General features: G+C 72.3%; 22 protein-coding genes and 1 pseudogene. 14 read left to right on the top strand and 9 right to left on the bottom strand.

The features are described from left to right. The 3 genes and pseudogenes from E1166_RS08250 to E1166_RS08240 all read right to left on the bottom strand — a co-directional run. Positions 1–346, bottom strand: a pseudogene (locus E1166_RS08250) (hypothetical protein); the annotation flags it as partial. A 330-nt stretch (positions 347–676) separates the two neighbouring features. Continuing rightward, entirely contained in the window at positions 677–1,102 is a 426-nt protein-coding gene (locus E1166_RS08245) for an OsmC family protein (protein ID WP_132262089.1), read from the bottom strand. 72 nt (positions 1,103–1,174) lie between these two features. Then, entirely contained in the window at positions 1,175–2,119 is a 945-nt protein-coding gene (locus E1166_RS08240; RefSeq protein WP_132337215.1) for a serine/threonine-protein kinase, read from the bottom strand. A gap of 189 nt (positions 2,120–2,308) precedes the next feature. On the opposite strand from E1166_RS08240, the gene E1166_RS08235 reads away from it, so the two are divergent. From E1166_RS08235 to E1166_RS08205, 8 genes are all read left to right on the top strand, one after another. Then, positions 2,309–2,542, top strand: a complete 234-nt coding sequence (locus E1166_RS08235) for a hypothetical protein (protein WP_132337213.1) — start codon at positions 2,309–2,311, stop codon at positions 2,540–2,542. 197 nt (positions 2,543–2,739) lie between these two features. Further along, on the top strand, positions 2,740–3,480 hold the full coding sequence (locus tag E1166_RS08230; protein WP_132337219.1) for a response regulator transcription factor: 741 nt from the start codon (positions 2,740–2,742) through the stop codon (positions 3,478–3,480). Further along, entirely contained in the window at positions 3,458–4,972 is a 1,515-nt protein-coding gene (locus tag E1166_RS08225) for an ATP-binding protein (protein WP_132337211.1), read from the top strand. Before E1166_RS08230 ends, E1166_RS08225 begins: the two co-directional genes overlap by 23 nt. Before the next feature lie 57 nt (positions 4,973–5,029). Further along, positions 5,030–5,719, top strand: coding sequence for a helix-turn-helix domain-containing protein (locus tag E1166_RS08220; protein WP_132337209.1), 690 nt, complete (start codon positions 5,030–5,032; stop codon positions 5,717–5,719). A gap of 263 nt (positions 5,720–5,982) precedes the next feature. Then, positions 5,983–6,132 carry a hypothetical protein gene (locus E1166_RS30810; RefSeq protein ID WP_165942536.1) on the top strand — a complete coding sequence of 50 codons (150 nt, stop codon included), beginning with the start codon at positions 5,983–5,985 and terminating at the stop codon, positions 6,130–6,132. A gap of 11 nt (positions 6,133–6,143) precedes the next feature. Beyond that, positions 6,144–7,559, top strand: a complete 1,416-nt coding sequence (locus E1166_RS08215; RefSeq protein ID WP_132337207.1) for a methyltransferase domain-containing protein — start codon at positions 6,144–6,146, stop codon at positions 7,557–7,559. Further along, on the top strand, positions 7,552–9,612 hold the full coding sequence (locus tag E1166_RS08210) for a sulfatase-like hydrolase/transferase (RefSeq protein WP_132337205.1): 2,061 nt from the start codon (positions 7,552–7,554) through the stop codon (positions 9,610–9,612). The genes E1166_RS08215 and E1166_RS08210 overlap by 8 nt, the downstream gene beginning before the upstream one ends. 188 nt (positions 9,613–9,800) lie before the next feature. Beyond that, positions 9,801–11,084: a citrate synthase gene (locus E1166_RS08205; RefSeq protein ID WP_132337203.1), complete on the top strand. Its 1,284-nt coding sequence runs from the start codon at positions 9,801–9,803 to the stop codon at positions 11,082–11,084. Positions 11,085–11,273: 189 nt separating this feature from the next. Here E1166_RS08205 and E1166_RS08200 read toward each other — a convergent pair whose 3' ends face one another. Both E1166_RS08200 and E1166_RS08195 read right to left on the bottom strand, forming a co-directional pair. Then, complete coding sequence (locus E1166_RS08200) at positions 11,274–12,602, bottom strand: glycosyltransferase family 4 protein (RefSeq protein WP_132337201.1); 1,329 nt, start codon at positions 12,600–12,602, stop codon at positions 11,274–11,276. 142 nt (positions 12,603–12,744) lie between these two features. Next, positions 12,745–14,685, bottom strand: a complete 1,941-nt coding sequence (locus E1166_RS08195; protein WP_132337199.1) for an amylo-alpha-1,6-glucosidase — start codon at positions 14,683–14,685, stop codon at positions 12,745–12,747. Positions 14,686–14,730: 45 nt separating this feature from the next. Between E1166_RS08195 and E1166_RS08190 the strand changes: the two genes are divergently transcribed. Both E1166_RS08190 and E1166_RS08185 read left to right on the top strand, forming a co-directional pair. Continuing rightward, the gene (locus E1166_RS08190) at positions 14,731–17,466 is read left to right on the top strand and encodes a glucosidase (protein WP_132337197.1); all 2,736 of its coding nucleotides are present in this window, start codon (positions 14,731–14,733) and stop codon (positions 17,464–17,466) included. A gap of 55 nt (positions 17,467–17,521) precedes the next feature. Then, entirely contained in the window at positions 17,522–18,220 is a 699-nt protein-coding gene (locus tag E1166_RS08185) for an HAD family hydrolase (RefSeq protein WP_132337195.1), read from the top strand. 13 nt (positions 18,221–18,233) lie between these two features. Here E1166_RS08185 and E1166_RS08180 read toward each other — a convergent pair whose 3' ends face one another. The 3 genes from E1166_RS08180 to E1166_RS08170 all read right to left on the bottom strand — a co-directional run bounded on the left by E1166_RS08180 (position 18,234) and on the right by E1166_RS08170 (position 19,877). Then, positions 18,234–18,503 carry a hypothetical protein gene (locus E1166_RS08180; RefSeq protein ID WP_132262062.1) on the bottom strand — a complete coding sequence of 90 codons (270 nt, stop codon included), beginning with the start codon at positions 18,501–18,503 and terminating at the stop codon, positions 18,234–18,236. A gap of 47 nt (positions 18,504–18,550) precedes the next feature. After that, positions 18,551–18,982 (bottom strand): hypothetical protein, encoded by a 432-nt coding sequence (locus E1166_RS08175; protein WP_132262060.1) that lies wholly within the window; start codon positions 18,980–18,982, stop codon positions 18,551–18,553. A gap of 316 nt (positions 18,983–19,298) precedes the next feature. Next, positions 19,299–19,877 carry a DsbA family protein gene (locus E1166_RS08170; RefSeq protein ID WP_132337193.1) on the bottom strand — a complete coding sequence of 193 codons (579 nt, stop codon included), beginning with the start codon at positions 19,875–19,877 and terminating at the stop codon, positions 19,299–19,301. Between the two features lie 202 nt (positions 19,878–20,079). On the opposite strand from E1166_RS08170, the gene E1166_RS08165 reads away from it, so the two are divergent. Genes E1166_RS08165 through ugpC form a run of 4 tightly spaced genes read left to right on the top strand, consistent with a single transcriptional unit; the run spans position 20,080 to position 24,411 of the window. Continuing rightward, complete coding sequence (locus tag E1166_RS08165) at positions 20,080–21,366, top strand: ABC transporter substrate-binding protein (protein ID WP_132337191.1); 1,287 nt, start codon at positions 20,080–20,082, stop codon at positions 21,364–21,366. Continuing rightward, a complete protein-coding gene (locus E1166_RS08160; protein WP_132337189.1) occupies positions 21,363–22,358 on the top strand; it encodes a sugar ABC transporter permease in 996 nt (331 codons plus the stop codon). The genes E1166_RS08165 and E1166_RS08160 overlap by 4 nt, the downstream gene beginning before the upstream one ends. A gap of 1 nt (position 22,359) precedes the next feature. Continuing rightward, the gene (locus E1166_RS08155) at positions 22,360–23,196 is read left to right on the top strand and encodes a carbohydrate ABC transporter permease (protein WP_132262051.1); all 837 of its coding nucleotides are present in this window, start codon (positions 22,360–22,362) and stop codon (positions 23,194–23,196) included. A 9-nt stretch (positions 23,197–23,205) separates the two neighbouring features. Further along, entirely contained in the window at positions 23,206–24,411 is a 1,206-nt protein-coding gene (gene ugpC, locus E1166_RS08150; protein ID WP_132337187.1) for a sn-glycerol-3-phosphate ABC transporter ATP-binding protein UgpC, read from the top strand. Positions 24,412–24,433: 22 nt separating this feature from the next. On the opposite strand, the gene E1166_RS08145 is transcribed toward ugpC, so the two are convergent. After that, a complete protein-coding gene (locus E1166_RS08145; protein WP_132337217.1) occupies positions 24,434–25,501 on the bottom strand; it encodes a winged helix DNA-binding domain-containing protein in 1,068 nt (355 codons plus the stop codon). Positions 25,502–25,516: the final 15 nt, after the last annotated feature.

Here is a 25,516-nt window from a genome sequence, read left to right as displayed (position 1 = left end):
GTGGCGGGCCGGTGGCCGGGAGGTTGAGCGGGGAGGCGTCCCGCTCCCGGGAGCGGGACGCCCGCTCGTCGGCCAGGGCGCGGTCGGCGAGCATCTCGCGGACCGGCTCCGCGCGCTGGTCGCCGTCGTCGCCGCCGGCGTACACCACTAGGCCCAGGCAGCAGGTCACGCCGCCGGCGAGGGCGAGCCGGACGGGAACGGCCGTCAGCAGGGCGCGGGCGCCGCGTCGGGGCGGTTCCGGGGCCCGGTGTCGGCCGATCCTCCGTTCGTTGGATGGGGCGTCGGCCGGACGGGTAACCCTGCGGGTATGGGTCTGCTGCTGCTCAGGGGAGTGGTCGGCAGGCACTCGCCGAGGCTAGAGACCTCAACGCCGGCTGCCACCGGGGCTATTGGTGGCATGCGCCACAGTTTGCCATGATCAGGGTGGGCAATTACCGTGCCTCACCACGAAGGCAACCTATGACGCAGTTGCCATCTGTCGTATATTTCCCTCTTTATCTAGACCGATTGCCGAGGGTTTCCGCTGCCGGACGCCCGGCTCGACACCCTCCTCCGTTCGGGTGAACTGGTCGGTCCGTACCGGCGAATGGGTGTCCGCCGGCCGGGGGCGCCGATGTCCCACCCGCCCGCGGGCCGACGGCCGGCAGCCCCGGCCGTCGGCGCGGTGACCGCTGCCTCAGCGCCGGCCGTTGTCGGCGGGCGTCACCGTCAACCGGTGCCGGCTGGCGTCCCCGCTGGAGAAGGGCCAGATCCGGTCGGCGTGCGCGACCAGATCGGCCAACTGCTCGCGGCTCAGCCCCGCCGACGAGATCGACGCACGCACATCGGCGTGGTAGCGGCCGTCGTCGTCGCGGCCGAGCTTCGCCTCGGCGGTGACCTGGACGGTGTGCGCCTCGTCGGTGATCTCCCCGGCCACCTCCACCGCCGCGTGGTGCAGGCAGGAGGCGAACGCGGCGGCCAACAACTGCTCCGGCGTCAGGCCCGTGCAGTGCGGCGCCAGCGGTGACGCCAGCGCCGTGGACAAGCCGCCGTCCTCGGTGCGGACATGACCGCCGCCCGCGGTCGCGGTGGCCTCGTGCAGCCAGGAACTCGGATCCGGCATGGCGTTCCTCCCGTCACTCACCGGCCGGCGTTCCCGACCTCGATCCGGTGAAACGCACCGCCGACGCGCGGCTCAGGTCGGACGGGACCGCTCGTCGAGGGCGACCGCCTCGGTGACCTCGGTGGCGGCCCGCTGGCTCCACGGCGAAATCGGCGCGGAACGGGGCCGGGGCACCGAGGCCAGCATCGGCACGTACACCCGGGCGTCCACTGCCTCGGCCAGCAGCAACGCGGCCATCAGGCTGGTCGGCCGGCGGGTCGGATTCTCGGCCAGGCAGCATCGGCACAGGTCGGCGACCTCCGCAGGCAGCCCCTCGACCGGCGGCAGCGGCTCGGGCACCACCCGACGGCGGGCCCCGACCAGTTGGGTCGCGGTCGTACCGGCCGCGTACGGCAGCCGTCCGGTGAGCCCGTAGTAGAGCAGGACGCCGAGTGCGTACATGTCGGCGGCGGGGGTGGCCGGCTGCCGGTCGAACTGCTCCGGAGCCAGGTACGCCGGCGTGCCCACCACCATCCCGTCCGGGGCCTCGTCGGCCGCGCCGGCCGGCGTGGCGATGCCGAAGTCGAGAACCTTGACCCCGCACGGGGTCAGCATGACGTTGGCGGGTTTGACGTCGCGGTGCACGATGCCGTGCGCGTGCGCGGCCGCCAGCGCCGCCGCGACCTCGGCGCAGACCCGCACCGCGATGCGCCAGTCCAGCGGCCCGTGGCGCAGGTGCGCGGCGAGCGTCTCTCCCTCGGCCAACTCCATCACCAGGTACGGTGCCTCCTGCCCGTCCGGCGTGGAGGCGGTGCCGAAGTCGTGCACGCTGGCCACGTTGGGGTGCACCAGGCGGGCCGCCGAGCGCGCCTCGGCCCGGATCCGCGCCACCGAACTCTCCTCGCCGTGCCGCTCGGGCGATATCAGCTTCACCGCCACCGGCCGGTCCAGCACCAGGTCGTGCGCGCGCCACACCTCGGACATGCCGCCCACGCCGATGCGCTGTTCGAGCTCGTACCGCCCGGCCAGCGTCCTCATCGACCCGCTCCCGTCCGTCTCGTGCCTCGTCACGTGTTCCGCGGTCGGCGTTCCGCAGCCGGTACCCTGGGCGCGAGCTGGACAAACCTTCTTCCTCAGCATCCCCCGCCCGGAACACGCCGTGCGGTACCTTGCCAGCCGGGGCACCCGGCCTACCTGGCCGAGGCGGGCGCGGGACAGGGGGCACGGATGGATGAGGTGGCCGTACGCTTCGTCGGTGGGCCGGCCGACGGGCTGCTCCGCGAGCTACCCGCGGACGCTGACGGCGAGCCGCCCGCCCAGTGGATCCTGCGGCACCCGGACGGCGACCAGCCGGCCGGCGGTGCCGGCCCGGACCACCTCTACGCCCGGCAGGCCCGCGCCGGCACCGGCCCGTGGACCATGCGTTTCGTGCGCACCTACCCTCTTGGCGTCGGCGAGTAGCGCCGTCCGGACCCTCTTGGCGTCGGCGAGTAGCGCCGTCCGGACCCTCTTGGCGTCGGCGAGTAGCGCCGTCCGGACCCCCTGTGCGTCGGCGGGTAGCGCCGTCCGGCGCGACCGGGCCATCCTGATCGCACAGCGGGCGCACAGGATAGCCACAGGCCGGCGCAAGCCGCGCCACGCACGATGGGGACATGGTGATGGAAGGGCAGGCAGCACGGCACCGGATCGAACTGCGTCGCCCCGACGGCGGGCCGGTTCGGGTGCTGGTGGTCGACGACGAGCCGACGCTGACCGACCTGCTGGCGATGGCGCTGCGCTACGAGGGCTGGAAGGTGCGCAGCGCCGGCGGCGGGATGGCCGCGGTGAGCGCGGCCCGGCAGTTCCAGCCCGACGCGGTGGTGCTCGACGTGATGCTGCCCGACCTGGACGGCTTCCAGGTGCTGCGGCGGCTGCGCGAGCAGGCCCCGACCGTGCCGGTGCTCTTCCTGACCGCCCGGGACGCGGTGGAGGACCGCGTCGCGGGGCTGACTGTGGGCGGCGACGACTACGTCACCAAGCCGTTCAGCCTGGAGGAGGTGATCGCCCGGCTGCGCGCCCTGCTGCGCCGGTCCGGCTTCGCGATCGCCAGCCGTGAGGAAGCGGTGCTCACCGTCGGTGATCTCAGCCTCGACGAGGACAGCCACGAGGTACGCCGCGGCGGTGACCTGGTCACCCTCACCGCCACCGAGTTCGAGCTGCTGCGGTACCTGATGCGCAACCCACGCCGGGTGCTGAGCAAGGCGCAGATTCTCGACCGGGTCTGGAACTACGACTTCGGCGGGCAGGCCAACGTCGTGGAGCTGTACATCTCGTACCTGCGAAAGAAGATCGACGTCGGCCGGCCCCCGATGATCCACACGTTGCGCGGCGCCGGGTATGTCCTCAAGCCCGCGGAGTGACCTGATCGGCCGGTGGCGCCGGGTACCGGCCGGCTGGTCGTTGCGCCGCCGGCTGGTGCTGGCGGTGGTGGCGCTGCTCGCCCTGGTCAGCATCGGCATCGGCGGGCTGACCACGGTGGCGTTGCGCCAGTTTCTGGTTGAACAGGTCGACAACCAGCTCGCCCAGGGTGACCGGCCGCGCGGCGGGCCGTTTCCGTGGAACCGCCCACGGGGCGAGGCACCGAAGCCGGATTCATCGCCGTGGCAGCTTCGACCCGACCCGCCACCCGGGTTTCCCGCCGAGTCGATCACCGCGCGGGTTGCCGGTGGTGCCGTCGCGTCCGCGCGCATCCGTACCCCGAGCGGCCCCGCCGAGGCCGTCGCCGCCGACCAGGTCGCCGCGCTGGCCACCCTGCCCACCGATGGACGGCCGCACACCGTCGACCTCGGCGACCGGGGCGACTACCGGGCGGTCGCCCGGCCGCTGACCGGCGGCGACGTGCTGGTCTTCGCGATCCCACTGGCCGGGGTGCAGGAGCTGGTCCGGCAGATGGTCGCGGCCCAGGCTGCCATCGCCACCGCCGGGCTGCTCGTCGCCGGCGGCCTGGGGCTGCTCATCGTGCGCGCCACGCTGCGCCCACTGAACCGGGTCGCCGCCACCGCGGCCCGGGTCGCCGAGTTGCCGCTGGACCGGGGTGAGGTCGCCCTGTCGGTGCGGGTGCCCGAGGCCGACACCGACCCGCGCACCGAGGTCGGGCAGGTGGGGGCGGCGCTCAACCGGATGCTGGGGCACGTCGCCGACGCGTTGGCCGCCCGGCAGGCCAGCGAGACCCGGGTACGCCAGTTCGTCGCCGACGCCAGCCACGAGCTGCGTACCCCGCTGGCCGCGATCCGCGGCTACGCCGAGCTCGCCCGGCGCGGCCGGGACCAGGTGCCGCCGGACGTCGCCCACGCGCTTCGCCGGGTCGAGTCGGCCAGCACCCGGATGACCGGGCTCGTCGACGACCTGCTGCTGCTCGCCCGCCTGGACTCGGGTCGGCCCCTCGCGGTCGAACCGGTCGAGCTGACCGCGTTGATCCTCGACGCGGTCAGCGACGCGCACGCCGCCGGGCCGCAGCACCGCTGGCAGCTCGACCTTCCCGACGAGGCGCTGCAGGTGCCCGGCGACGCCACCAGGCTGCACCAGGTGGTGGCGAACCTGCTGGCCAACGCACGGGTGCACACCCCGCCCGGCACCACGGTCACCACCCGGCTGGCAGCCGTGGCCGACGGCGTGGAGATCAGCGTCGCCGACGACGGACCGGGCATCCCACCGCAGTTGCAGGACGAGGTGTTCGAGCGCTTCGCCCGGGCGGACAGTTCCCGGTCCCGTGAGCACGGCAGCACCGGGCTCGGCCTGGCGATCGTGGCGGCGGTGGTGGAGGCGCACCGCGGAAGCGTCCAGGTCCGGAGCCGGCCCGGGCACACCGTCTTCACGGTTCGCCTGCCCGGAGCCGGACATCCCCTGCCCTGACCCTCGTCCCCGTGCCGGCGCGGTCGGCCGTCGTGGGGCCGTGGCAGGGTGGGCGGCGTGTACCGGGAGTGTCGAGCCGGCCGGATCGCCGGTGCGGTGATGTGGGCCAGCCGGAGCCGTCCGGGTGCGGCGCCGATCAGGGTGCTGCCGGACGGCTGTCTGGATCTGCTCTGGTCACGTCGGTCCGGGCTGCTGGTGGCGGGGCCGGACCGGACGGCCCACATCCCCCGCTGTGTGCCGGGGGAGCGGTGGCTGGGCCTGCGCCTGCCGCCCGGCACCGGCCCGGCGGTTTTCGGCGTCCCCGCCGACGTGCTACGGGACCGCCGGGTGCCGCTCGACGCGCTCTGGGGCCGGGCGGCGGGCGAGGCCGCCGAGCGGCTGGGCGACCGGCCGAGCGCCGCCGCGTTGGAGTCCGTGGCCGTCGACCGGCTGGTCGCCGCGGGTGGGCCGGACCCGATGGGCTGCCGGATCGCCGCCTCGCTCGCCGCCGGGGCGAGCGTCGCCGCGACCGCCGCCGATGTCGGCCTCGGCCCGCGGGCCCTGCACCGGCGCAGTCAGGCCCTCTTCGGGTACGGCCCGAAGACCCTCGCCCGCATCCTGCGGATGCGCCGGGCGTTGGCGCTGGCCCGCGCCGGTGTCCCGTGGGCCGACGTGGCGGCCCGCAGCGGGTACGCCGACCAGGCCCACCTCACCCGCGACGTTCGCGAGTTGGCCGGCGTCCCACCCACCCGGTTGCTGCCTGGTTGACTGGCGCCCTGGCGGCGGCTGCGGGGGCGCCGGCGTGCCGCCGCCGAAAGCCGTCCGGTTGGTGCCGCACCGCGTACCGCTGCCCGCAGGCCGGTGTGTCGACGGGCGTCCTGAACGAATCGGTCGGACGGTGGCCGGTGTGGCCCCGCGGGAGCCGCCGACCACGTACGGTGGAAAGGAACAACTCCGGCGTCAACGGTCTAAATGCCGCATACAGGCGTGCCTGATGCCGGGATGACAACGGCGAAGGAAGGGAGCGGTTGGTGATGCACCTGGCCTACCTGGACGCGGGATCCGGCAGCCTGATCGTGCAGGCGGTCGTCGGCGGGGTCGCCGGGGCGGCCGTCGCCGGCAAGCTCTACTGGCGCCGGCTGGTTGACCGCTTCCGGCGGCAGCCCACCGACCGCGGCTGAAAGCCTCACCGATGACCAGCTCCGACCTCGGGATCCGGGCCGATCCCGGCTCCTTCCGCGACCCGGCGAACCGGGTGTTCCACGCCGCCGGGCAGGTGTTGCGTGGGCTCGACCCGCAGGCCGCCCGCCACTGGGCCGCACTGGCCGACAGCACGTTCTTCACCGGGCTGCTCGCCGAGGGCAAGGTGTGCGGCACCGAGCAGGTCGAACCGGCGGTGCTGCCCGGCTGGGCCGCTGTGCTGCGCCACGAGCGCATCCCGTTCGTCTCCCACCCGTACGAGTGGTCGTTCGGCATGCTCCGCGACGCGGCGCTGCTACACCTGGAGATCCTGCGCCGGGCGTTGCCGGCCGGCTTCACCACCAAGGACGGTTCGGCGTACAACCTGCAGTGGCGGGGGGCCAGTCCGGTCTTCATCGACGTCGGCTCCTTCACGCCGCTGGTCGACGGCGAACCGTGGGCCGGCTACCGGCAGTTCTGCCAGACCCTGCTCTACCCGCTGCTGCTCCAGGCCCATCTCGGCCTGGACTTCCAGCCCTGGCTGCGGTCCCGGGTCGACGGCATCGAGCCCGACCAGATGCGCCGCCTCTTCCGCGGCGTCCGGCGCCTGCTGCCCGGCGTGCCGACCCACGTCCACCTGCACGGCGCGATGCAGCAGCGCCACGCCCGGGCGAGCAGCGTCGACGTGCGCGCCCAGCTCCGCTCCGCCGGCTACTCCCGCGAGCTGGCACTGGCCACCGTCCGGGGCCTGGAGAAGCTGGTCCACCGCCTGGACCGGCGCGAGAAGCCCAGCCACTGGGTGGACTACCAACGCACCTGCAGCTACAGCGCCCAGGACCGGGCGGAGAAGGAACACTTCGTCGAGACGGCGGTGCAGGCCGCCGGCACCCCTTGCCTGGTGCTCGACCTCGGCGCCAACGACGGCCGGTACGCCCGGATCGCCGCCGGCCACGCCGCCGCGGTGGTCGCCGTCGAACAGGACCCGGCGGTGGCCGACGCCCTGTACGGGGCGCTGCGCGCCGAGGGCGACCGACGGATCCTGCCGCTGGTGATGGACCTGGCCGACCCGTCCCCGGGCGGCGGGTGGGGTGGCGTCGAACGGGCCGGTTTCGCCACCCGGGCCCACGCCGACGTGGTGCTCGCCCTCGCCGTGGTGCACCACCTGGCCATCGGCCGCAACGTCCCGCTGGGCCAGGTCGTCGACCAGCTCCTCGGCTTCCTGCGCCCCGGCGGCCGGCTGGTGGTGGAGTTCGTTCATCCCGACGACCCCATGGCACGCCGGCTGCTGGCCAACAAGCCGGACGGCCTCTTCCCCGAGTACCGCCGCGACGTCTTCGAGCGGCTGCTCGCCGCGCACTGCCGGGTCGAGCGCCAGCGGGAGCTGCCCTCGGGCACCCGCACGCTCTACCAGGTGGTCGCGGGTGGCTGACCGTACCCTCACCGCCGCCGCGCCGCCGTGCCCGGCCGACGTACGGCCGGGGCAGCCGCCACCGTCGCCGGGCGGCTGGCGGGCCGAGCTGCGCCGGCTGCTGGAGGTGAGCGCCCTGGTGGGGCTGGTGGTCACCCAGCCGCTGCTCGACGTGCTCGGCCGCAGCCCGGACTTCTTCCTGTTCCACCGGGCAGCGCCCGGCGACGTGCTGGTGCTGGTGGGGTTGATCGCCGTCCTGCCCACCGTGCTGGTCGCCGCGTTCGGCCTGGCCACCCGGCTGGCCGGCGTACGGGCCCGGACGGTGGCGCACACCGCCGTCGTGGGGCTCCTGCTCGCCGCGCTCGCCGTGCAGGTCGGCCGGCAGGTCACGCCGCTGCGTGGGGCGCCACTGCTGGTGGCCGCCGGGGTGGCCGGCGTCGCCGGGGCGGCGGCGTACCGACGGTGGCGGGCGGCCGGGCGGGTGCTGCGGGTCGCCGCGATCGGCCCGCCGGTCTTCGTGGCGCTGTTCCTGTTCGCCTCGCCCGCCTCGGCGGTGGTGCTGCCCCGGGCGCACAGCGGGGCGGCCGGGGTGGTCGGGCCGGGGGAGCACCCGCCGGTGGTGCTGATCGTCCTCGACGAACTGCCGCTGGTCTCCCTGCTCGGCCCGGACGGCCGGATCGACGCCACCCGCTATCCGCACTTCGCCGAGCTGGCGGCCGGCTCGACCTGGTACCGCAACGCCACCGGGGTCAGCGGTTGGACGCCGTACGCGCTGCCGGCCATGCTCACCGGCCGCTATCCGGCCCAGTCGTACGCCCCGCACTACGCGCAGTACCCGGACAACCTCTTCACCGCCCTCGGCGGCCTGTACGACATCCGTGCCGAGGAGAGCATCACCCGACTCTGCCCACCGAGTCGTTGCGACCAGCCGGTCACCCCGGAGCACGGCCTGGGTGTACTGGTACGGGAGAGCGGCAAGCTGCTGCGTCGCCTGGCCGCTCCGGTGGACAGCCGGGTCGATCCGCAGGAGTCCTACCGGGAACGGACCGCGGCCGAGGCCGGTCTGGACGCCGCCGAGCCGGTCCCGGACGACCCGAAGTTCCGTTGGGACAGCCTGGACGACAACCAGCCCGCCCGGTTCACCCGCTTCCTGGCCGGGCTGCGTGCGTCCAGCCGCCCCACCCTGCACTTCCTGCATCTGTTGATGCCGCACGCGCCGTGGGTGTACCTGCCGTCGGGGGCCCGCTACGAAGCCCCGGAGGACCTGTCCAACCAGGGTGCCGGCTGGGCCGAACTGGCCCGGGCCCGGCACCTGGCCCAACTGGCATACACCGACCGGCTGGTCGGCGAGACGCTCCGGACGCTGCGCGCCACCGGCCTGTACGACCGGTCACTGCTCGTGCTCACCGCCGACCACGGGGTCAGCTTCCAGCGTGACTGGCAGGGGCGCGGGTTGGGGGCGATCAACCACGCCGCCGGCGAGGTGGCCTGGGTGCCGACGTTCGTGAAGACGCCCGGCCAGCGGGCGGGCCGGGTCGACGACCGCAACTGGGAGCACGTCGACCTGCTGCCCACGATCGCCGACGAGGTGCACGTGCGGATCCCCTGGCAGATGGACGGCAGGTCGGCGCGGCAGGCGCCGCGCGAGCGTACCGAAAAGGTCTTCTACGACCGGCCGGGGCAGCCGTTGACGCTGCGCGGTGGGCTGCCGACCCGACCGCCGGGCCCGAAACCGCATCCGCTGCTCGGCACGACGGTCGCCCAGCGTCCCATCGGCGGGCGGGCCCGGGTGCACAACCGGGCGGCCTTCGACGCCGTCGATCCGGCCGCGGGCGAACTGCCGGCCCTGGTGTGGGGCAGCGTGTCGCCCGAGGTGCCCGACGGTACGCTGCTCGCGGTCGCGGTCAACGGCACGATCGGCGCGGTGGTGCCCGCGGTGCCGCAGGACGAGGGGGGTCGCCGCTTCGCCGCCTTCCTCCCCGACGACCACCTGTTCCGGGCCGGCGCCAACCGGCTGGACCTGTACCGGATCGATCCCGACGGCGGCGGCCTGCGCCGGTTGGCAGTCGACTGATCCCTTCCTCCCCGACGTCCGTCATCGTCGGATTCGCCCGTACCGACCAGGGTTTCCGATCCTTCGGGTCGGGAATGAGGTGACGCATACCTCACCACCGACCCACGACGGGCGGTGTCCCGGAAGCCGCGAATACGGTAGAAGCGAAGGCAATTCAAGGAAGATTCGCCGGCGAAGCGAGGAACCACATGTCGGAAGTCAAGCTCGATCACCCCGGTGGGCAGCTCTCGATGCCGGTGAACGACGCGGTCGAGGGCCCCTCGGGCATCGGGGTGAGCAAGCTGCTGAAGGAAACCGGGATGACCACCTACGATCCCGGCTTCGTCAACACCGCGTCCTGTTCGTCCGCGATCACCTACATCGACGGCGACGCGGGCATCCTGCGGTACCGCGGCTACCCGATCGAGCAACTGGCCGAGAAGAGTTCCTTTCTGGAGGTCTCCTATCTGCTCATCTACGGCGAGCTGCCGACCCAGCAGCAGCTGACCGACTTCAGCGAGCGGATCCGCCGGCACTCGCTGCTGCACGAGGAGATGCGCCGGTTCTTCGACGGCTTCCCGCGCGAGGCGCACCCGATGGCCGTGCTCTCCTCGGCCGTCAGCGCCATCTCCACCTTCTACCAGGACAGTCTGGACCCGTTCGACTCCGGGCACGTGGAGATGTCCACGGTACGGCTGATGGCGAAGGTCCCCACCATCGCCTCGTACGCCTACAAGAAGGCGATCGGGCAGCCGCTGCTGTACCCGGACAACGCGCTGGGCTACGTGGAGAACTTCCTGCGGTTGACCTTCGGTGTGCCGGCGGAGCCGTACGAGGTCGACCCGGTGATGGCCCGGGTGCTGGACATGTTGTTCGTGCTGCACGCCGACCACGAGCAGAACTGTTCGACCTCCACGGTACGGCTGGTCGGCTCCAGCAACGCCAACCTCTTCGCCTCGGTCTCGGCGGGCGTGAACGCCCTGTTCGGGCCCCTGCACGGCGGCGCGAACCAGGCCGTGCTGGAGATGCTGGAGAAGATCGCCGCCGACGGCGGCGACGTGCAGGCATTCGTCCGGAAGGTGAAGGACAAGCAGGACGGCGTCAAGCTGATGGGCTTCGGCCACCGGGTCTACAAGAACTACGACCCGCGCGCCGCCATCGTGAAGAAGGCCGCCCAGGACGTGCTGGGCCGGATGGCCAAGCCGGACCCGCTGCTGGACATCGCGGTGCAGTTGGAGGAGATCGCGCTCGCCGACGACTTCTTCGTCTCCCGCAGGCTCTACCCGAACGTGGACTTCTACACCGGCCTGATCTACAAGGCCATGGGCTTCCCGACCAAGATGTTCACGGTGCTGTTCGCCCTGGGTCGGCTGCCCGGCTGGATCGCCCAGTGGCGCGAGATGATCAACGACCCGGAGACCAAGATCGGCCGGCCGCGGCAGCTCTACACCGGCGCCGCCGAGCGGGACTACGCCCCGATCTCCGAGCGCTGACCCCACCCGGTCCGCACCCGACACAGCCGCCGGCCCGCTGGGCCGGCGGCTGTGTCGTTCGGTGTGATCGACTCCGGTTGCGCCGAAGTGCGCCCTCCCCGGGCGCTGATCCACCCACCTGCCGCAATCGGAGTCCACCCCGCCCGGCCAACCGGCCCGACCGGCGGGACCGGTCGACCCCGCGGGCGGTCAGCGCAGGCCGGCGGCGGCGAGCAGGTTGCCCTGCGGGGTCGGCGCGACGGTCCGGCCGACGGTCATCCGCAGCTCGGCCCGGGCTGCCGTGAAGGCCGAGTCCCCGGCGATCGCCGCGGCGTAACTGGCCGCGGTCCGATGGGCGATGGCCGACCAGCCGTACTGCTCGCGGACCATGTCCCGGGCCCGGCGGGCGAGCAGCCGGGCCCGGTCCCGGTCCGACAGCAGCGCGTCGACGGCCTCGCTGAGCCCGTCGGGGTCCTGCGGGGCGAAGGTCACTCCCGTGACGCCGGGCTCGACGATCTCGGCCAGCCCGCCGGTGCGGGCCACCGCCAGGGGTGCTCCGGCGGCGGCGCCCTCCAGCGCGACCATGCCGAACGGCTCGTAGATGCTCGGCACCGCGAAGCAGTCCGAGGCGGCCATCACCGCGGGCAGGTCGGTGCCGCCGAGGAAGCCGGGCATGCTGACCATGCCCCCGAGGCCGAGCCGGTGCACCTCGGCCTCCAGCACCGACCGGTACGGGCCGTCACCGACGATCACCGCGCGCAGCCCCGGGTGCCGCTCCCGCAGCCGGGGCAAACCGGCGAGCAGGTGCTGCACGCCCTTCTCGTACACCAGCCGGCCGGCGAAGGTGACCAGTGGGCCGTCGCCGGCGAAGCGGGCCCGGGCCGAGGCGACCGCCGAGGAGGGCACCCGCCAGCGCTGCGGTTCGACGCCGTTGGGCACCACGTCGATGCGGTCGGCGTTTACCCCGAACAGCGCGCCGACCTCTTGGCCCATGTAGCCGGAGCAGGCGATGATTCGGCCGGATTCGCTGGTCAGCCAGTGTTCGACGCCGTGGATGGTGCGGTTCATCTCGTCGGGTAGCCAGCCTTGGTGTCGGCCGGCTTCGGTGGCGTGGATGGTGGTGACCAGGGGGATGTCGAGGTGTTCGCGCAGGGTGATGGCGGTGTGGGCGACGAGCCAGTCGTGGGCGTGGATGACGTCGTAGGTGCCGGTGTCGGTGGCGCGTAGGGCGGTGCGGGTGAGGGTGTGGTTGAAGGCCATGGTCCAGGCCAGGAGGGTGTTGGTGGCGAGGGGGAAGGTGACGGGGTCTTCGGGGGCGCGCAGGATGCGTACGCCGTCGGCGTATTCCTCCAGGGGTGCGCCGTCGGCGTGTCGGGTGATGACGGTGACCTCGTGGCCGGCGGCGGCGAGGGCGACGGAGAGGGCGTGCACGTGGCGGCCGAGTCCGCCGACGAGCACCGGCGGGTACTCCCAGGAGAGCATCAGCACCCGCTGGTGCCGGGCGGGGTTGATGTCGATCACGTCGGCGTCAGGTGACATGCGGCCCCCTTTGAGTTGTGTCCGGGACACGCGCGGATGGACACCGAAGGGGGTGCCGTCGCCCTGGCCCGGGTTCGGGCCAATCCTGCCGACTGGTGGCTAACCAGCGGAGACGTGGGGATTGCCGGTGTGTAACGCGTGCCTATCCGGCTTTCCGGACGCGCAGCAGCTCGGCCACCGACCACGCCTGGAACGGGCAACCGGTGGCGGCGTGCGGCGCGGTGCCGTCAGCCGTCTCACTCACCGATCCTAGGCCATACTCCCCCAAATGGCCTACAAGTCCGACCAAAAGGTCATCGGTGGCTAGTCCGGCCTTCCGGTACGCGTCGACGAACGGGCCGATCAGCCACGGCCAGACGGTCCCCTGGTGGTAGGCGGTGTCCCGTTCCGCCGGCCCGCCCCGGTGCCGGGGCGCGAACTCCGGACAGTCGGGGGAGAGGCTGCGCGGCCCCAACGGCGTGGCCAGCCCGGCCGCCAGTCGGCGCAGCACCGCCGGCTCCGGCGCAAGCGGGGCGTACGGCAGCGACCAGGCCAGCAACTGGTTCGGCCGGAGCAGGTCGTCGTCGTGGTGCGCCGCCCCGCCCAGCGGGTACGCCGGGGCCGGCGCGTCCACCACGTCGTGCAACCAGCCGGTCGATGCCGGGAACCGCTTGCCGAACGCCTCCTCGGCCCGGGCGTGCAGCCGCCACAGCTCGGCGGCGTCCCCGCCGGCCAGCTCGGTCAGCTCCGCCAGGCCGGCCAGCCCGCTCACCCAGAGCGCGTTGACCTCCACCGGTTTGCCGGTACGCGGGGTCACCGGCACCCCGTACACCCGGGCATCCATCCAGGTCAGGGCGGCACCCGGGGTGCCGCCCTGGGTGATCAACCCATCGGCCGGGTCGACCCCGATGCCGTACCGGGTGCCAACCACGTGCGCCCGGACCACCTCGTGCAGCGCCGGCAGCAGCTCGTCACCGAGATCCGTGTCGCCGGTGACGGTGACGTGCCGGCTCACCGCGTGCAGGAACCACAGGGTGGCGTCGACGGTGTTGTACTCCACCCGCCCGGTGTCGGCGGTGTTCGCCAGCATCCCCTCCGACAGCGTCGCCGCGTACGACCGCAGCAGCTCCCGCCCCTCGTCGGCCCGACCCGTGCCGAGGAACAGCCCCTCGTACGAGGTCATCGTGTCCCGCGACCAGGCGCCGAACCACGGGTACCCGGCCACCACGTCCGGCCCCGTGGCGGTGCGCACCACGAACGCGTCGGCGGCCAGCGCGAGGGTGGCACCGACGTCGTCGGCCGGCCGGGCCGCGGCCACCACCTGCCGGTTACGCCGCCGGGCGGCCTCGACCACCTCGGTCGCCGGTGGCGGCTCCGAGCCGAGATCCTGCGCCCAGGCCCGTACCGACACCGTGTCGCCGGGCCGCTCCAGCGCCCCGGCGAAGCGGCCCGCGTACCACAGGTCCTCCTCCGGGTGCAGGCCCCGGGCCGCCTCCTCGCGGTGGCGCACCCCCAGCCACCACTGCCCCTCCGGCCGCCAGTCCGGCCCGGAGAGCCGGTACGCGCCCTCGACCACCGCGCCGTCGTCGACCGGCTCCATCCGCAACGGCGGACCGTCGGCCCGCCGTTCGCCGTGCGCGTCCCGCCAGGTGCACGCCGCGCTCAGTTCCAGCCGAACCGGCCCGCCCGCGACCAGCCGGTGCACCACCGCCACGCAGGACCGGCCGGGCAGCATGGCGATCTCCCGCTCGATCACCACGTCACCGATCCGCCACCGCCAGCGGGGCAGCCCGTCGACCAGGTCGAAGCGTTCCAGCAGCTCGAAGCCGCGCGGGTCGACCACCCGGGAGGACCACTCGTGCACCCCGAGGCGCACCCGCGCGCCGGAGGGCAGCAGCACCGCCGGGTCCAGGCTGACCAGCCCCACCTTCCGGGCGGCCGGGGTCTCCCCGGAGGTCACCAGCAGGCCGTGGTAGCGGCGGGTCCGCAACCCGCTCACCGTACCCATGGCGTACCCGCCGAGACCGTCCGGCACCAGCCACTCCCGGGTCGTCCCGGTGGCCAGATCAGCGCAGACCTGCGGCCCGAACCCGATGTCGATCACCTGGTTTCCTCCCACTGCGGCGAGGTGTAACACGACACGACGACAATGGCCGCTGTGGTCAAGTACCCCGACGACGTCCAAGATGTGCTGGTGTTCACCGACAGCTCACCCTCCGACGCACCCTTCCCCGACGCCGAACGCCTCCGGCTGGCCCAGGCCGACGCCGGGGAGCAGGACTGGCGCGCATGGGGCCCCTATCTGTCCGAGCGGGCGTGGGGAACGGTCCGAGAGGACTACAGCGAGCACGGTACGGCGTGGGACTACTTCCCGCACGACCACGCGCGGTCCAGAGCCTACCGGTGGAACGAGGACGGCATGGCGGGCGTCTGCGACGACCGGCAGACCTTCTGCTTCGCCCTCGCCCTGTGGAACGGCCACGACCCGATCCTCAAGGAGCGGATGTTCGGCCTCGGCGGCGACGGCGGCAATCACGGCGAGGACGCCAAGGACTACTGGTGGTACGAGGACTCCACCCCCACCCACTCCTGGATGCGCTGGCGGTACCACTACCCGCAGGCCGCGTTCCCCTATGACGAGCTGGTCGCGGTCAACGCGCTGCGCGGCCGGGACGAGACCGAGTACGAGCTGGTCGACACCGGCGTCTTCGACGACGACCGGTACTGGGCGGTCACCGTCGACTACGCCAAGGCGTCCCCGACCGACATGTGCATCCTGGTGACCGTGGCCAACCGGGGCGACGAGGCGGCCACCCTGCACGTGCTGCCGCACCTGTGGTTCCGCAACACCTGGGCCTGGGGTCTGCCCGGCGCCGACCGGGTGCCGAAGCTGGTCGGGAAGGGCTCCCGGCTGCTCGGCGAGCACTGGGTGCTCGGGCAGGTCCTGCTCGAGGGCGACGGTGATCCGACCCCGCTGCTCTGCGACAACGACACCAACGCCGAGCGGCTGTGGGGGCTGCCGGGCCGGTCGCCGTACCCGAAGGACGGCATCAACGACCACGTCGTGGCCGGCGCGGCCACCGTCAACCCGGCGGGCGAGGGAACCAAGGGCGCACTGCACTACGTCCTCGACGTCCCCGCCGGCGGCCAGCGGCAGATCCGGCTGCGGCTGACCCGGACCGCACCGCCACCCGGCGGCGCGACCCCACCGCGATCCGACCTCGGCGCCGGCTTCGACGCCGTGGTCTGGGCGAGGCGGGCCGAGGCGAACCACTTCTTCGCCGGCGTCATCCCCGCCGCGGCCAGTGCGGACGAGGCCCTGGTCGCCCGCCAGGCCATCGCCGGGCTGATGTGGGGCAAGCAGTTCTACCACTTCGACGTCAAGCGGTGGCTGGAAGGCGACCCCGGCTCGACGCCCCCGCCGGCCGGTCGCCGGCACGGGCGTAACAGCGCCTGGTGGCACATGACCAGCTTCGACGTCATCTCCATGCCCGACCCCTGGGAGTATCCCTGGTACGCCGCCTGGGACCTGGCGTTCCACTGCGTGAGCATCGCCCGGGTCGACCCGGGCTTCGCCAAGGAGCAACTGCTGCTCCTGCTGCGCGAGTGGTATCTGCATCCCAACGGGCAGATCCCGGCGTACGAGTGGGCCTTCGGCGACGTCAACCCGCCGGTGCACGCCTGGGCGGCGCTCAAGGTGTTCGAGATCGACGGGAGCCGGGACCACGAGTTCCTCGCCCGGGTGATGCACAAGCTGCTGCTGAACTTCACCTGGTGGGTCAACCGCAAGGACACCGGCGGCAACAACGTCTTCGAGGGCGGTTTCCTCGGGCTGGACAACGTCGGTCCGTTCGACCGGTCGGCCGCGCTGCCGGTCGCCGGGGTGCTGGAACAGTCCGACGGCACCGGCTGGATGGCCATGTACGCGCTCAACCTGCTGGACATGGCGATCGTGCTCGCCGAACACGACCGGGCGTACGTGGACACCGCCACCAAGTTCTTCGAGCATTTCGCGTACATCGCGGCGGCGGCGTACGAGCAGGGGCTCTGGGACGACGAGGACGCCTTCTTCTACGACGTGCTGCGGCTGGCCGACGGCAGCAAGGTGCCGCTGAAGGTCCGCTCGGTGGTCGGGCTGCTGCCGTTGGCGGCCACCACCCGGCTCACCGCCCGTACCCTGCACCGCCTGCCCGAGCTGGGTGCCCGGCTGCGGTGGTTCCTCAGCCAGCGTCCCGAGTACGCCGCCGTGATCGGCACCCGCCGGATCGGTCCGGACGGCCGGCAGCAGCGGCTGCTGTCCATGGTCGCTCCGGAGCAGGTGGTCCGCCTGCTCGCCCGGATGTTGGACCCGGACGAGTTCCTCTCCGAGTACGGCCTGCGCACGCTCAGCCGGGCACACCTGGACGAGCCCTTCTCGGTCACCCTGGGCGGGCACGAGTTCAGCGTCGGCTACGAGCCGGCGGAGTCGACCAGCGGCCTGTTCGGCGGCAACTCCAACTGGCGCGGGCCGATCTGGATGCCGACGAACTTCCTGCTGATCAGCGCGCTGCGGGACTACGCCGCGTTCTTCGGCGACGACCTTCAGGTCGAGTACCCGACCCGCTCCGGGCGCAAGTGCACTCTGGAACAGATCGCCGACGACCTCTCGGCCCGGCTGATCTCGCTGTTCACCCGGGACGGCTGGGGCCGGCGGCCGATCTACGGCGCCGCCCAGTTGTTCCAGACCCACCCGGACTGGCGGGACCTGATCTGTTTCCCCGAGTACTTCCACGGTGACAACGGCGCCGGCCTGGGGGCCTGGCACCAGACCGGCTGGACGGCCCTGGTCGCCGACCTCATCCTCACCCTGCGCCGGGAACCGCCACCTGCGGCGAAAACCGGCTGACCCGGTCGACGGCCCGCAGTAGCGTCTGCCGGACATGGAGACCGGGAGGGGCAGGATGTCACAGCGCCACAACGCGGCGGTGCTCGTCTTCGACGCCGACGACACGCTCTGGGAGAACAACCTCCTCTTCGAGCGGGTCATCGACGACTTCCTGGACTGGCTGGACCACCCCACCCTGGACCGCCGCGAGATCCGCGCCGTGCTGGACGACATCGAGGCCGCCAACGCCGTCGCCCACGGCTACGGCAGCAAGATTTTCCTGCGCAGCCTCGCCGAGTGCCTGGAACGGTTGCGCGAGCGCCCGGCCACCGACCGGGAACGCCGGGAGATCGACGAGCTGGCCGCCGCGCTCGTCGCCCACCAGGTCGAGCTGATGCCGGGGGTCGCGGACACCCTCGACGCCCTCGCCGGCCGGTACGACCTGCTCCTGCTCACCAAGGGCGACCGGGAGGAGCAGCAGCGCAAACTCGACGCGTGCGGGCTGCTGCACCACTTCGACGCCGCGCACATCGTGCCGGAGAAGAACGCGGCGACCTACCGGTGGCTGGCCCGTGAACACGGCTTCGACCCGGCACGCGCGTGGATGGTGGGGAACTCCCCGAAGTCGGACATCCTCCCGGCCAGGGCGGCCGGCATGTCCGCCGTCTTCATCCCGAACGACAACACCTGGGTGCTCGAACACGACGAACTCGACCCCGACGACCCCGGTGTGCTGCGCCTCAAGGAGTTCCCCGAGCTGCTTCGGCACTTCTGAGCGCCGGGCAGGTTCAGGCGACCTCGCCGCGCACGATCGCCACGGCCACCCGGCAGAACTCGTCCATGTCGGGCTGGAAGCCGGCCGCGATGTCCGGGTGCAGGCCGGATCGGGTCTCGTCCAGCAGCGACTGACAGACCTGCTCGACCGGCTCTCCGGCGTAGCTGGCGCGGACCCGGTCCGCGGCGGCCTGCAACGCCGAGGTCAGCTGCTCCTCCAGCGGACCGCGCAGCTTCTCCTGCACGGGATCGCGGGGGTCCAACGTGACATGTGGCTCTGACATCGGCGCTCCCTTCGTCGGCGTCCGCGGTACCCCACCGCGGGCGTCGGTCAAACCACGGTGGGCACCGCGGCCACCCGCACCTGGTAGGAGAAGTCCTCCGCGGGCTCCTCCCGGTACGACAACCGGCGAATCTGCCGGTCGTCGTCGTAGAGCGCGACGTCGACCAGGACGCCGAGGTGGGCCAGCCCGATGCTGGTGACCCGCTTCTTGTCCTGGAGCACCGCGCACACCCCGCCGAGCAGGGTGCTGGCGTCCGAGGTGCGGTGCCCCGGTGGGCACCGCAGGGTCAGGTCGACCTCGACCGGCCCGTCCAGCGGCGTCCAGCCGGTGCGCTGGGCCGCGGCGCAGGCCGCTTGGAGCAGGGCGCGGACCCTCGTCGCCTGCCGGTGCCCGGCGGCGAAGATGGACAGCGCCTCGGTCTTGACCGGTGGCAGGCCGCTCACCTCGAACGTCAGGGCGAGAGCGCGGGTGTCCTGCACGACGGCACCTCCTCGTGAAAGCGATCCTGCCCAACCGGTGGATCGGCAGAGGGCGGTTCGCGCGAGAACCAACCGATCGGGCGGGCCGGGTCGGCCGAGGCGTGTCGACGACGGTGGCGGACGCGCAGGTCGATGCTAGTCCACCCGGGCGCTCGGAGTAATCGTCCGTTCACTCGGTCAGACGAGGCGGGAAGGCGCAGAACTGGGTGCCTTCCGGGTCGGCCAGCACCCACCAACTGATCTCCGCGTCCGGCTCGCGGACCAGTCGCGCGCGCCCGCCCGCAGCAACGGCGCCCCGCCCGGCTGCGCCGGACCGTCAGCGGCGACCGCGCTTGATCTCGTGGAAGACCGGCATCCGCAGCAACGGCAGCACCGAGTCCCAGACCGTCAGGGCGTCGTCGAGCTCGGGCACCTCGGTGAAGATCGGCCCGTGCAGGCCCCGATCGGCGTCCGGCACCATCAGCACCGGCGAGCCGATGTCCGGACCCGCCGAGGCGTACGCCAGGGCGTGCGAGGCACGTACCGCCTCGTCCCAACCGTCGTCGTCGAGGGCCGGCGCGTCCGCGCCCAGCCCGGCCGCCGCGACGGCCGCCTCCACCAGCTCGACCGACAGCGGGTCGCCGGCCTCGTGGGTGCGCGCGCCCAGTTCCGTGTAGAAGCGCCCGGCATCGTCGGCGCGGCCCTGCGCGTGCAACGCCTCCACCAGCCGCAGCGCCCGACTCGACGCGGCCAGCACCGGGGCGAACTCCGGCGACACCTTGCCGTCGTTGAGGATGGCCAGACTGAACGACCGCCACTCGACGCTCAGCCCGCGCGCCTGCGCGACGGTGACCAGCCAGCGCGAGGCGCGCCAGGTCCACGGGCAGACGGGGTCGAAGAAAAAGGTGGCATCCATCGGCCGAGCCTACGAGGGCACCACCCGAAGCGCCCGCCAGGGCCGCCGCCGGTGATGTTTCGCGACGTCACCGCTCGGGCAGTGTAGGCGCACGAAACGTCCGGGGGCGGCATACTTCACGACCCGCCCGTCCCGGGCCGTATCGCCGTGCACCGGGGCACGGGTGCCTCCCCGGTTTCTCGCCGAAGGAAGGGGGAGGGCGATGACGGACCCCGAGGCGCCTGGACACCGACGCCGACCGGGCGTACGGGTCGGCGCGGCAGCCGCCGCGCTGGCGCTGGTCGCGCCGCTGGCCGCGTGCGGCTCCGGCGACGACGGCGGTACGCCCACCATCAACCTGTACTACCCGCCGGAGCAGAACCTGCAACAGGTGGTCGACGACTGCAACGCCCAGGCCGGGGGCCGCTACACGATCGCCTACCGAGTGCTGCCCCGGCAGGCCGACGACCAGCGGGTGCAGCTGGTGCGCCGGCTCGCCGCCGAGGACAGCGGCATGGACGTGCTCGGCCTCGACGTCACCTGGACCCAGGAGTTCGCCAGCGCCAACTGGATCCGCGAGTGGACCGGCCAGGACCGGGCCGAGGTGGAGCAGGGCACCCTCGCCGGCCCGCTGGACACCGCCCGGTACGAGAACCGGCTCTACGGCGCGCCGAAGAACACCAACGTCCAGCTGCTGTGGTACCGCACCGACCTGGTTGCCCAGCCGCCGGCCACCTGGGACGAGATGATCTCCGCCGCCCAGGAGCTGAAGCGGCAGGGCAAGCCGTACCAGGTGCTCACCATGGGCGCCCAGTACGAGGGCCTGGTCGTCCTCTACAACACCCTCGCCGCGAGCGCCGGCGGCAAGATCGTCAGCGACGACGGCCGGCAGGCTGTCATGGACGAGGGTGCTGTGCGGGCGCTCGACCTGCTCAAGCGGTTCGCCACGTCGGGCGTGACCTCACCGTCGTTCAGCAACGCCACCGAGGATCCGGTCCGGCTGGAGTTCCAGTCCGGCAACGGCGCCTTCCAGGTCAACTGGCCCTTCGTCTACCCCGCGCTGCAGGAGGCCGACCCGGCGCTGGCGCAGAAGGTGCGCTGGGCCCGCGTCCCCGGTGTCGACGCCGGCACCCCCAGCCGGGTCACCATCGGCGGGATCAACCTGGCGGTCAGCGCCTACTCCCGGCACCCCGCCGAGTCGTTCGAGGCGGCGAAGTGCCTGCGCAACGCCGAACACCAGAAGTTCTCCGCGGTCAACGACGGCGTCCCGCCCACCATCGAGAAGGTCTACGACGACCCGGAGATGGCCGAGGCGTACCCGATGAAGGAGACCATCCTGGCGGAGTTGAAGGAGCCGGCGGTACGTCCGCTGAGCCCGGCGTACCAGAGCATCTCCACGGTGATGTCGGCGATCCTGTCTCCGCCCTCGGCGATCGATCCGCAGCGGACAGCCGACGAACTGCGGCAGGCGGTCGCCGCCGCGCTGGAGTCGAAGGGGGTCCTGCCGTGAGCATCAACGTCACTCCCGCCGGTGCGGACGTGAGCGCCGACGCGGAGCACGGCACCGGCCGGCACGCGGCCGTCCCGGCGCAGCGGGCCCGCCGCCGGGCCAAGACCCCGCTCAGTGAGAACAAGAAGGCCGAGCGTCGGCTGGGCTGGCTGCTCTGCGCCCCGGCCGCGCTGGTCATGGTGCTGGTCACCGCGTACCCGATCGTCTACTCGGTCTGGTTGTCGTTGCAGCGCTTCGACCTGCGCTTCCCGGACCAGCGTGAGTTCATCGGGCTGGAGAACTACGTCACCGTGCTCACCAACGAGTTCTGGTGGACCGCGTTCGGTGTGACCATGCTGATCACGGTGGTCACCGTCGCGGTCGAACTGGTGCTCGGCATGGGACTGGCGTTGATCATGCACCGCACGCTGGTCGGCCGGGGCATCGTCCGCACCGCCGCGCTGATCCCGTACGGCATCGTCACGGTCGTCGCCGCCTTCTCCTGGCGGTACGCCTGGACGCCCGGCACCGGCTACCTGGCCAACCTGTTCTCCGACGGTGCGCCGCTCACCGAGCGGGCCAGCTCGCTGGCGATCATCATGCTGGCGGAGATCTGGAAGACCACGCCGTTCATGGCGCTGCTGCTGATGGCCGGCCTGGCGCTGGTCCCCGAGGACCTGCTCAAGGCGGCCTCGACCGACGGGGCAACCGCCTGGCAGCGGTTCACCAAGGTGATGCTGCCGGTGATGAAGCCGGCGATCCTGGTCGCGCTGCTGTTCCGCACCCTGGACGCGTTCCGGGTGTTCGACAACATCTTCGTGTTGACCGCGGGCGGCAACGAGACCTCCTCGGTGTCGATGCTCGCCTACAACAACCTGATCCGGGGCCTCAACCTCGGCATCGGCTCGACGATGTCGGTGCTGATCTTCCTCACCGTGGCGATCATCGCCTTCGTCTTCGTGAAGCTGTTCGGTACCGCTGCCCCCGGCAGCGACGACGGAGAGAGGCGCTGAGATGGCCGTCGACACCACCACCCGGGCGAAGCTGCGCTGGGGTCTGCTGGACGTCATCGTCGTCGTCTTCGCGCTGATCCCGGTGCTCTGGATCGCCTCCCTGTCGTTCAAGACCCCGGCCACCCTCACCGACGGCCGGTTCTGGCCCCGGGAGTGGACGCTGGACAACTACCGGAGCATCTTCACCACCGACCAGTTCCTGCGCGCCCTGGTCAACTCGATCGGCATCGCCCTGATCGCCACCGCGATCGCGGTGGTGCTCGGTGCGATGGCCGCGTACGCGATCAGTCGGCTGGACTTCCCCGGCAAGCGGCTGCTCGTCGGCGTCTCTCTGCTGATCGCGATGTTCCCGCAGGTGTCGCTCGTGTCGCCGCTGTTCGAGATCGAACGGCAGCTCGGCCTCTTCGACACCTGGCCGGGACTGATCCTGCCGTACATCACCTTCGCGCTGCCGCTGGCGATCTACACCCTGTCGGCGTTCTTCAAGCAGATCCCGTGGGACCTGGAGAAGGCGGCGAAGATGGACGGCGCCACCCAGGGTCAGGCGTTCCGCCGGGTGATCGCCCCGCTGGCCGCGCCGGGGCTGTTCACCACGGCGATCCTGGTCTTCATCTTCTGCTGGAACGACTTCCTGTTCGCCGTCACGCTCACCTCCACCGAGCGGGCCCGGACGGTGCCGGTGGCGCTGTCGTTCTTCACCGGCGAGTCGCAGTTCGAGGACCCCACCGGGGCGATCTGCGCCGCCGCCGTGGTGATCACCATTCCGATCATCCTGTTCGTGCTCTTCTTCCAACGCCGCATCGTCTCGGGCCTGACCTCCGGCGCCGTCAAGGGATAGGTGACAACAATGGCTGACATCGTGCTGGACAAGGTGAGCAAGCGCTTCCCCGACGGCACCACCGCGGTACGCGACGTCGACCTGGAGATCGCCGACGGCGAGTTCGTCATCCTGGTCGGCCCGTCGGGCTGCGGGAAGTCCACCACCCTCAACATGATCGCCGGGTTGGAGGACATCAGCTCCGGCGAACTGCGCATCGGTGGGCAGCGGGTCAACGACAAGGCCCCCCGGGACCGGGACATCGCCATGGTGTTCCAGTCGTACGCGCTCTACCCCAACATGACCGTGCGGGAGAACATGGCCTTCCCGCTGCGACTGGCGAAGCAGGACAAGCAGACCATCGACTCGAAGGTCGAGGAGGCGGCCAAGGTCCTGGAGTTGACCCCGCTGCTGGACCGCAAGCCGGCCAACCTCTCCGGCGGCCAGCGCCAGCGGGTCGCCATGGGCCGGGCGATCGTTCGGCAGCCCAAGGCGTTCCTGATGGACGAGCCGCTGTCCAACCTCGACGCCAAGCTGCGGGTGCAGATGCGCACCGTGGTGTCCCGGCTGCAGAAGCAGCTCGGCACCACCACCGTCTACGTCACCCACGACCAGACCGAGGCGATGACCCTCGGCGACCGGGTGGTCATCATGCGAGGCGGCGCGATCCAGCAGGTCGGCCCGCCGCAGGAGCTGTACGACCACCCGTACAACCTCTTCGTCGCCGGATTCATCGGCTCACCGTCGATGAACTTCCTGCACGCCGCCGTCGAGGACGGAAAGCTGCGTACGACCCTGGGCGACGTGCCGATCGGCGAGCGGATCCGCCGGCAGCTCGAGGGCGCCGACGCGCCCCGCGAACTGATTCTCGGCATCCGTCCCGAGCACTTCGAGGACGCCGAGCTGGTCGACGACGACACCCGCCGCCGGGGCATGGAGTTCACCGCGCCGGTCGACATCGTCGAGTCGATGGGCTCGGACAAGTACGTCTACTTCACCGTCGAGGGACAGCGGGCCAGCGCCGCCGAGCTGGAGGAACTGGCGGCCGATGCCGGGGCCGACTTCAGCGGCGGCGGCGCCAGCCTGGTCACCCGGCTGTCGGCCGAGTCGACGGTACGGGAGGGCGAGGACCGGCGGGTCTGGTTCAACCTGGAGAAGATCCACCTGTTCGACCCGGGCAGTGGACACAACCTGACCCTGCACGAGGGTCGGTCGGGTGGGGCGCTCGCCGACTGAGCGCGGGCGCCGGATCCGGTGATCAGTCGGCCCACTCCACGAGGGTCGGCAACCCGAGGAAGCGCGCGTACGGGTCGACGGCCGCCACCACCCGCTCGCGCGTCGCCGGGTCGAGCCCGACCAGCGGATGCAGGGCGACCCGGACCCGGGTCCTGGTCACGGTGCGCTTCCAGGTGCCGACCACCCGGCCGGCGCGAACCACGGTGGGCCGGAAGACACCGTTGCCGCCCGGGACGATGGCCTGCTGGTGCACCGGGTCGAGCATCAGCGTGCGGTCCTTGTAGCCGAGCAGGTACTCGTCGAAGCCGGGCAGGGCCAGCACGTCGTCGGCCGGCTTCCGGGAGGCGTCGAGCAGTGCCGGGTCGAGCAGCGCCTCGACCCCGTCGACCTGGACGGCGGCGAGCGCGTCGCCGGCGACCGCGACGGCCCGCCGGGCGTCGGTGGCGGTCAGGCCCGTCCAGCCGGCGAAATCCTGCCGGGTGGTCGGCCCATGGCTGCGGAAGTACCGGGTCGCGAGAATGCCGAGAGCCTCGTCCCGTTCGGGCCGGTGCGGGTCGGGGGCCCACTCGTCGAGCAGGGCGAACGTCTGCTCGGTGCCGACGTGCGGGGCGATGCAGGTGACGCCGCGTTGGCTGGCGTACCAGAGCAGGTGGTAGCCGCGCTGGCCGGCGCAGTCGATACCGGCCGCGGCGAGCGTGGCCAGGCACTCGGCGCGGGTCAGCCGGACGCCGCCGGCCAGCGCCGTGCCGAGCACGTCGGCGGCCCGGTCGGCCTCCGCCTCGGTCAGGCCGAGCACCTCACGGCGCCGCTGCGCCCCCATCAACGCCCGTACGCCGGTGACCGCCAGCATCCACCGGGCGTCGCGCGACGGTACGAGGTGCACCGTCCCCCGCATCGGCCAGGTGCGCAGCGCCTCCCGTCGCTCCAGCGCCGCCTGCACGTCGGCCACCGTGCACCCGGGCAGCCGGACTCCCAGCGACCACATGCCGCTCGCGGCGTCCTGGGCCTGCATGGCGCCAAACCACCGCACGACACCGGCGACGTCCTGCGGCCGGCCTCGCGGGTGCGTCCGCAGCAGCAGGCTGGTCATCCGCAACGCCAGCGC

The sequence above is a fragment of the Micromonospora sp. KC213 genome (assembly GCF_004348325.1).
In the GTDB taxonomy this organism is placed as follows: Bacteria; Actinomycetota; Actinomycetes; order Mycobacteriales; family Micromonosporaceae; genus Micromonospora.
This window is presented reverse-complemented; position numbering and strand designations above follow the sequence as displayed.

Excerpts from the sequence above, each read along its gene's own strand:
- E1166_RS08245 (WP_132262089.1), bottom strand. The coding sequence starts at position 1,102 with ATGCCGGATCCGAGTTCCTGGCTGCACGAGGCCACCGCGACCGCGGGC.
- E1166_RS08240 (WP_132337215.1), bottom strand. The coding sequence starts at position 2,119 with ATGAGGACGCTGGCCGGGCGGTACGAGCTCGAACAGCGCATCGGCGTG.
- E1166_RS08235 (WP_132337213.1), top strand. The coding sequence starts at position 2,309 with ATGGATGAGGTGGCCGTACGCTTCGTCGGTGGGCCGGCCGACGGGCTG.
- E1166_RS08230 (WP_132337219.1), top strand. The coding sequence starts at position 2,740 with ATGGAAGGGCAGGCAGCACGGCACCGGATCGAACTGCGTCGCCCCGAC.
- E1166_RS08225 (WP_132337211.1), top strand. The coding sequence starts at position 3,458 with ATGTCCTCAAGCCCGCGGAGTGACCTGATCGGCCGGTGGCGCCGGGTA.
- E1166_RS08215 (WP_132337207.1), top strand. The coding sequence starts at position 6,144 with ATGACCAGCTCCGACCTCGGGATCCGGGCCGATCCCGGCTCCTTCCGC.
- E1166_RS08205 (WP_132337203.1), top strand. The coding sequence starts at position 9,801 with ATGTCGGAAGTCAAGCTCGATCACCCCGGTGGGCAGCTCTCGATGCCG.
- E1166_RS08200 (WP_132337201.1), bottom strand. The coding sequence starts at position 12,602 with ATGTCACCTGACGCCGACGTGATCGACATCAACCCCGCCCGGCACCAG.
- E1166_RS08190 (WP_132337197.1), top strand. The coding sequence starts at position 14,731 with ATGGCCGCTGTGGTCAAGTACCCCGACGACGTCCAAGATGTGCTGGTG.
- E1166_RS08185 (WP_132337195.1), top strand. The coding sequence starts at position 17,522 with ATGTCACAGCGCCACAACGCGGCGGTGCTCGTCTTCGACGCCGACGAC.
- E1166_RS08180 (WP_132262062.1), bottom strand. The coding sequence starts at position 18,503 with ATGTCAGAGCCACATGTCACGTTGGACCCCCGCGATCCCGTGCAGGAG.
- E1166_RS08170 (WP_132337193.1), bottom strand. The coding sequence starts at position 19,877 with ATGGATGCCACCTTTTTCTTCGACCCCGTCTGCCCGTGGACCTGGCGC.
- E1166_RS08165 (WP_132337191.1), top strand. The coding sequence starts at position 20,080 with ATGACGGACCCCGAGGCGCCTGGACACCGACGCCGACCGGGCGTACGG.
- E1166_RS08155 (WP_132262051.1), top strand. The coding sequence starts at position 22,360 with ATGGCCGTCGACACCACCACCCGGGCGAAGCTGCGCTGGGGTCTGCTG.
- ugpC (WP_132337187.1), top strand. The coding sequence starts at position 23,206 with ATGGCTGACATCGTGCTGGACAAGGTGAGCAAGCGCTTCCCCGACGGC.
- E1166_RS08145 (WP_132337217.1), bottom strand. The coding sequence starts at position 25,501 with ATGACCAGCCTGCTGCTGCGGACGCACCCGCGAGGCCGGCCGCAGGAC.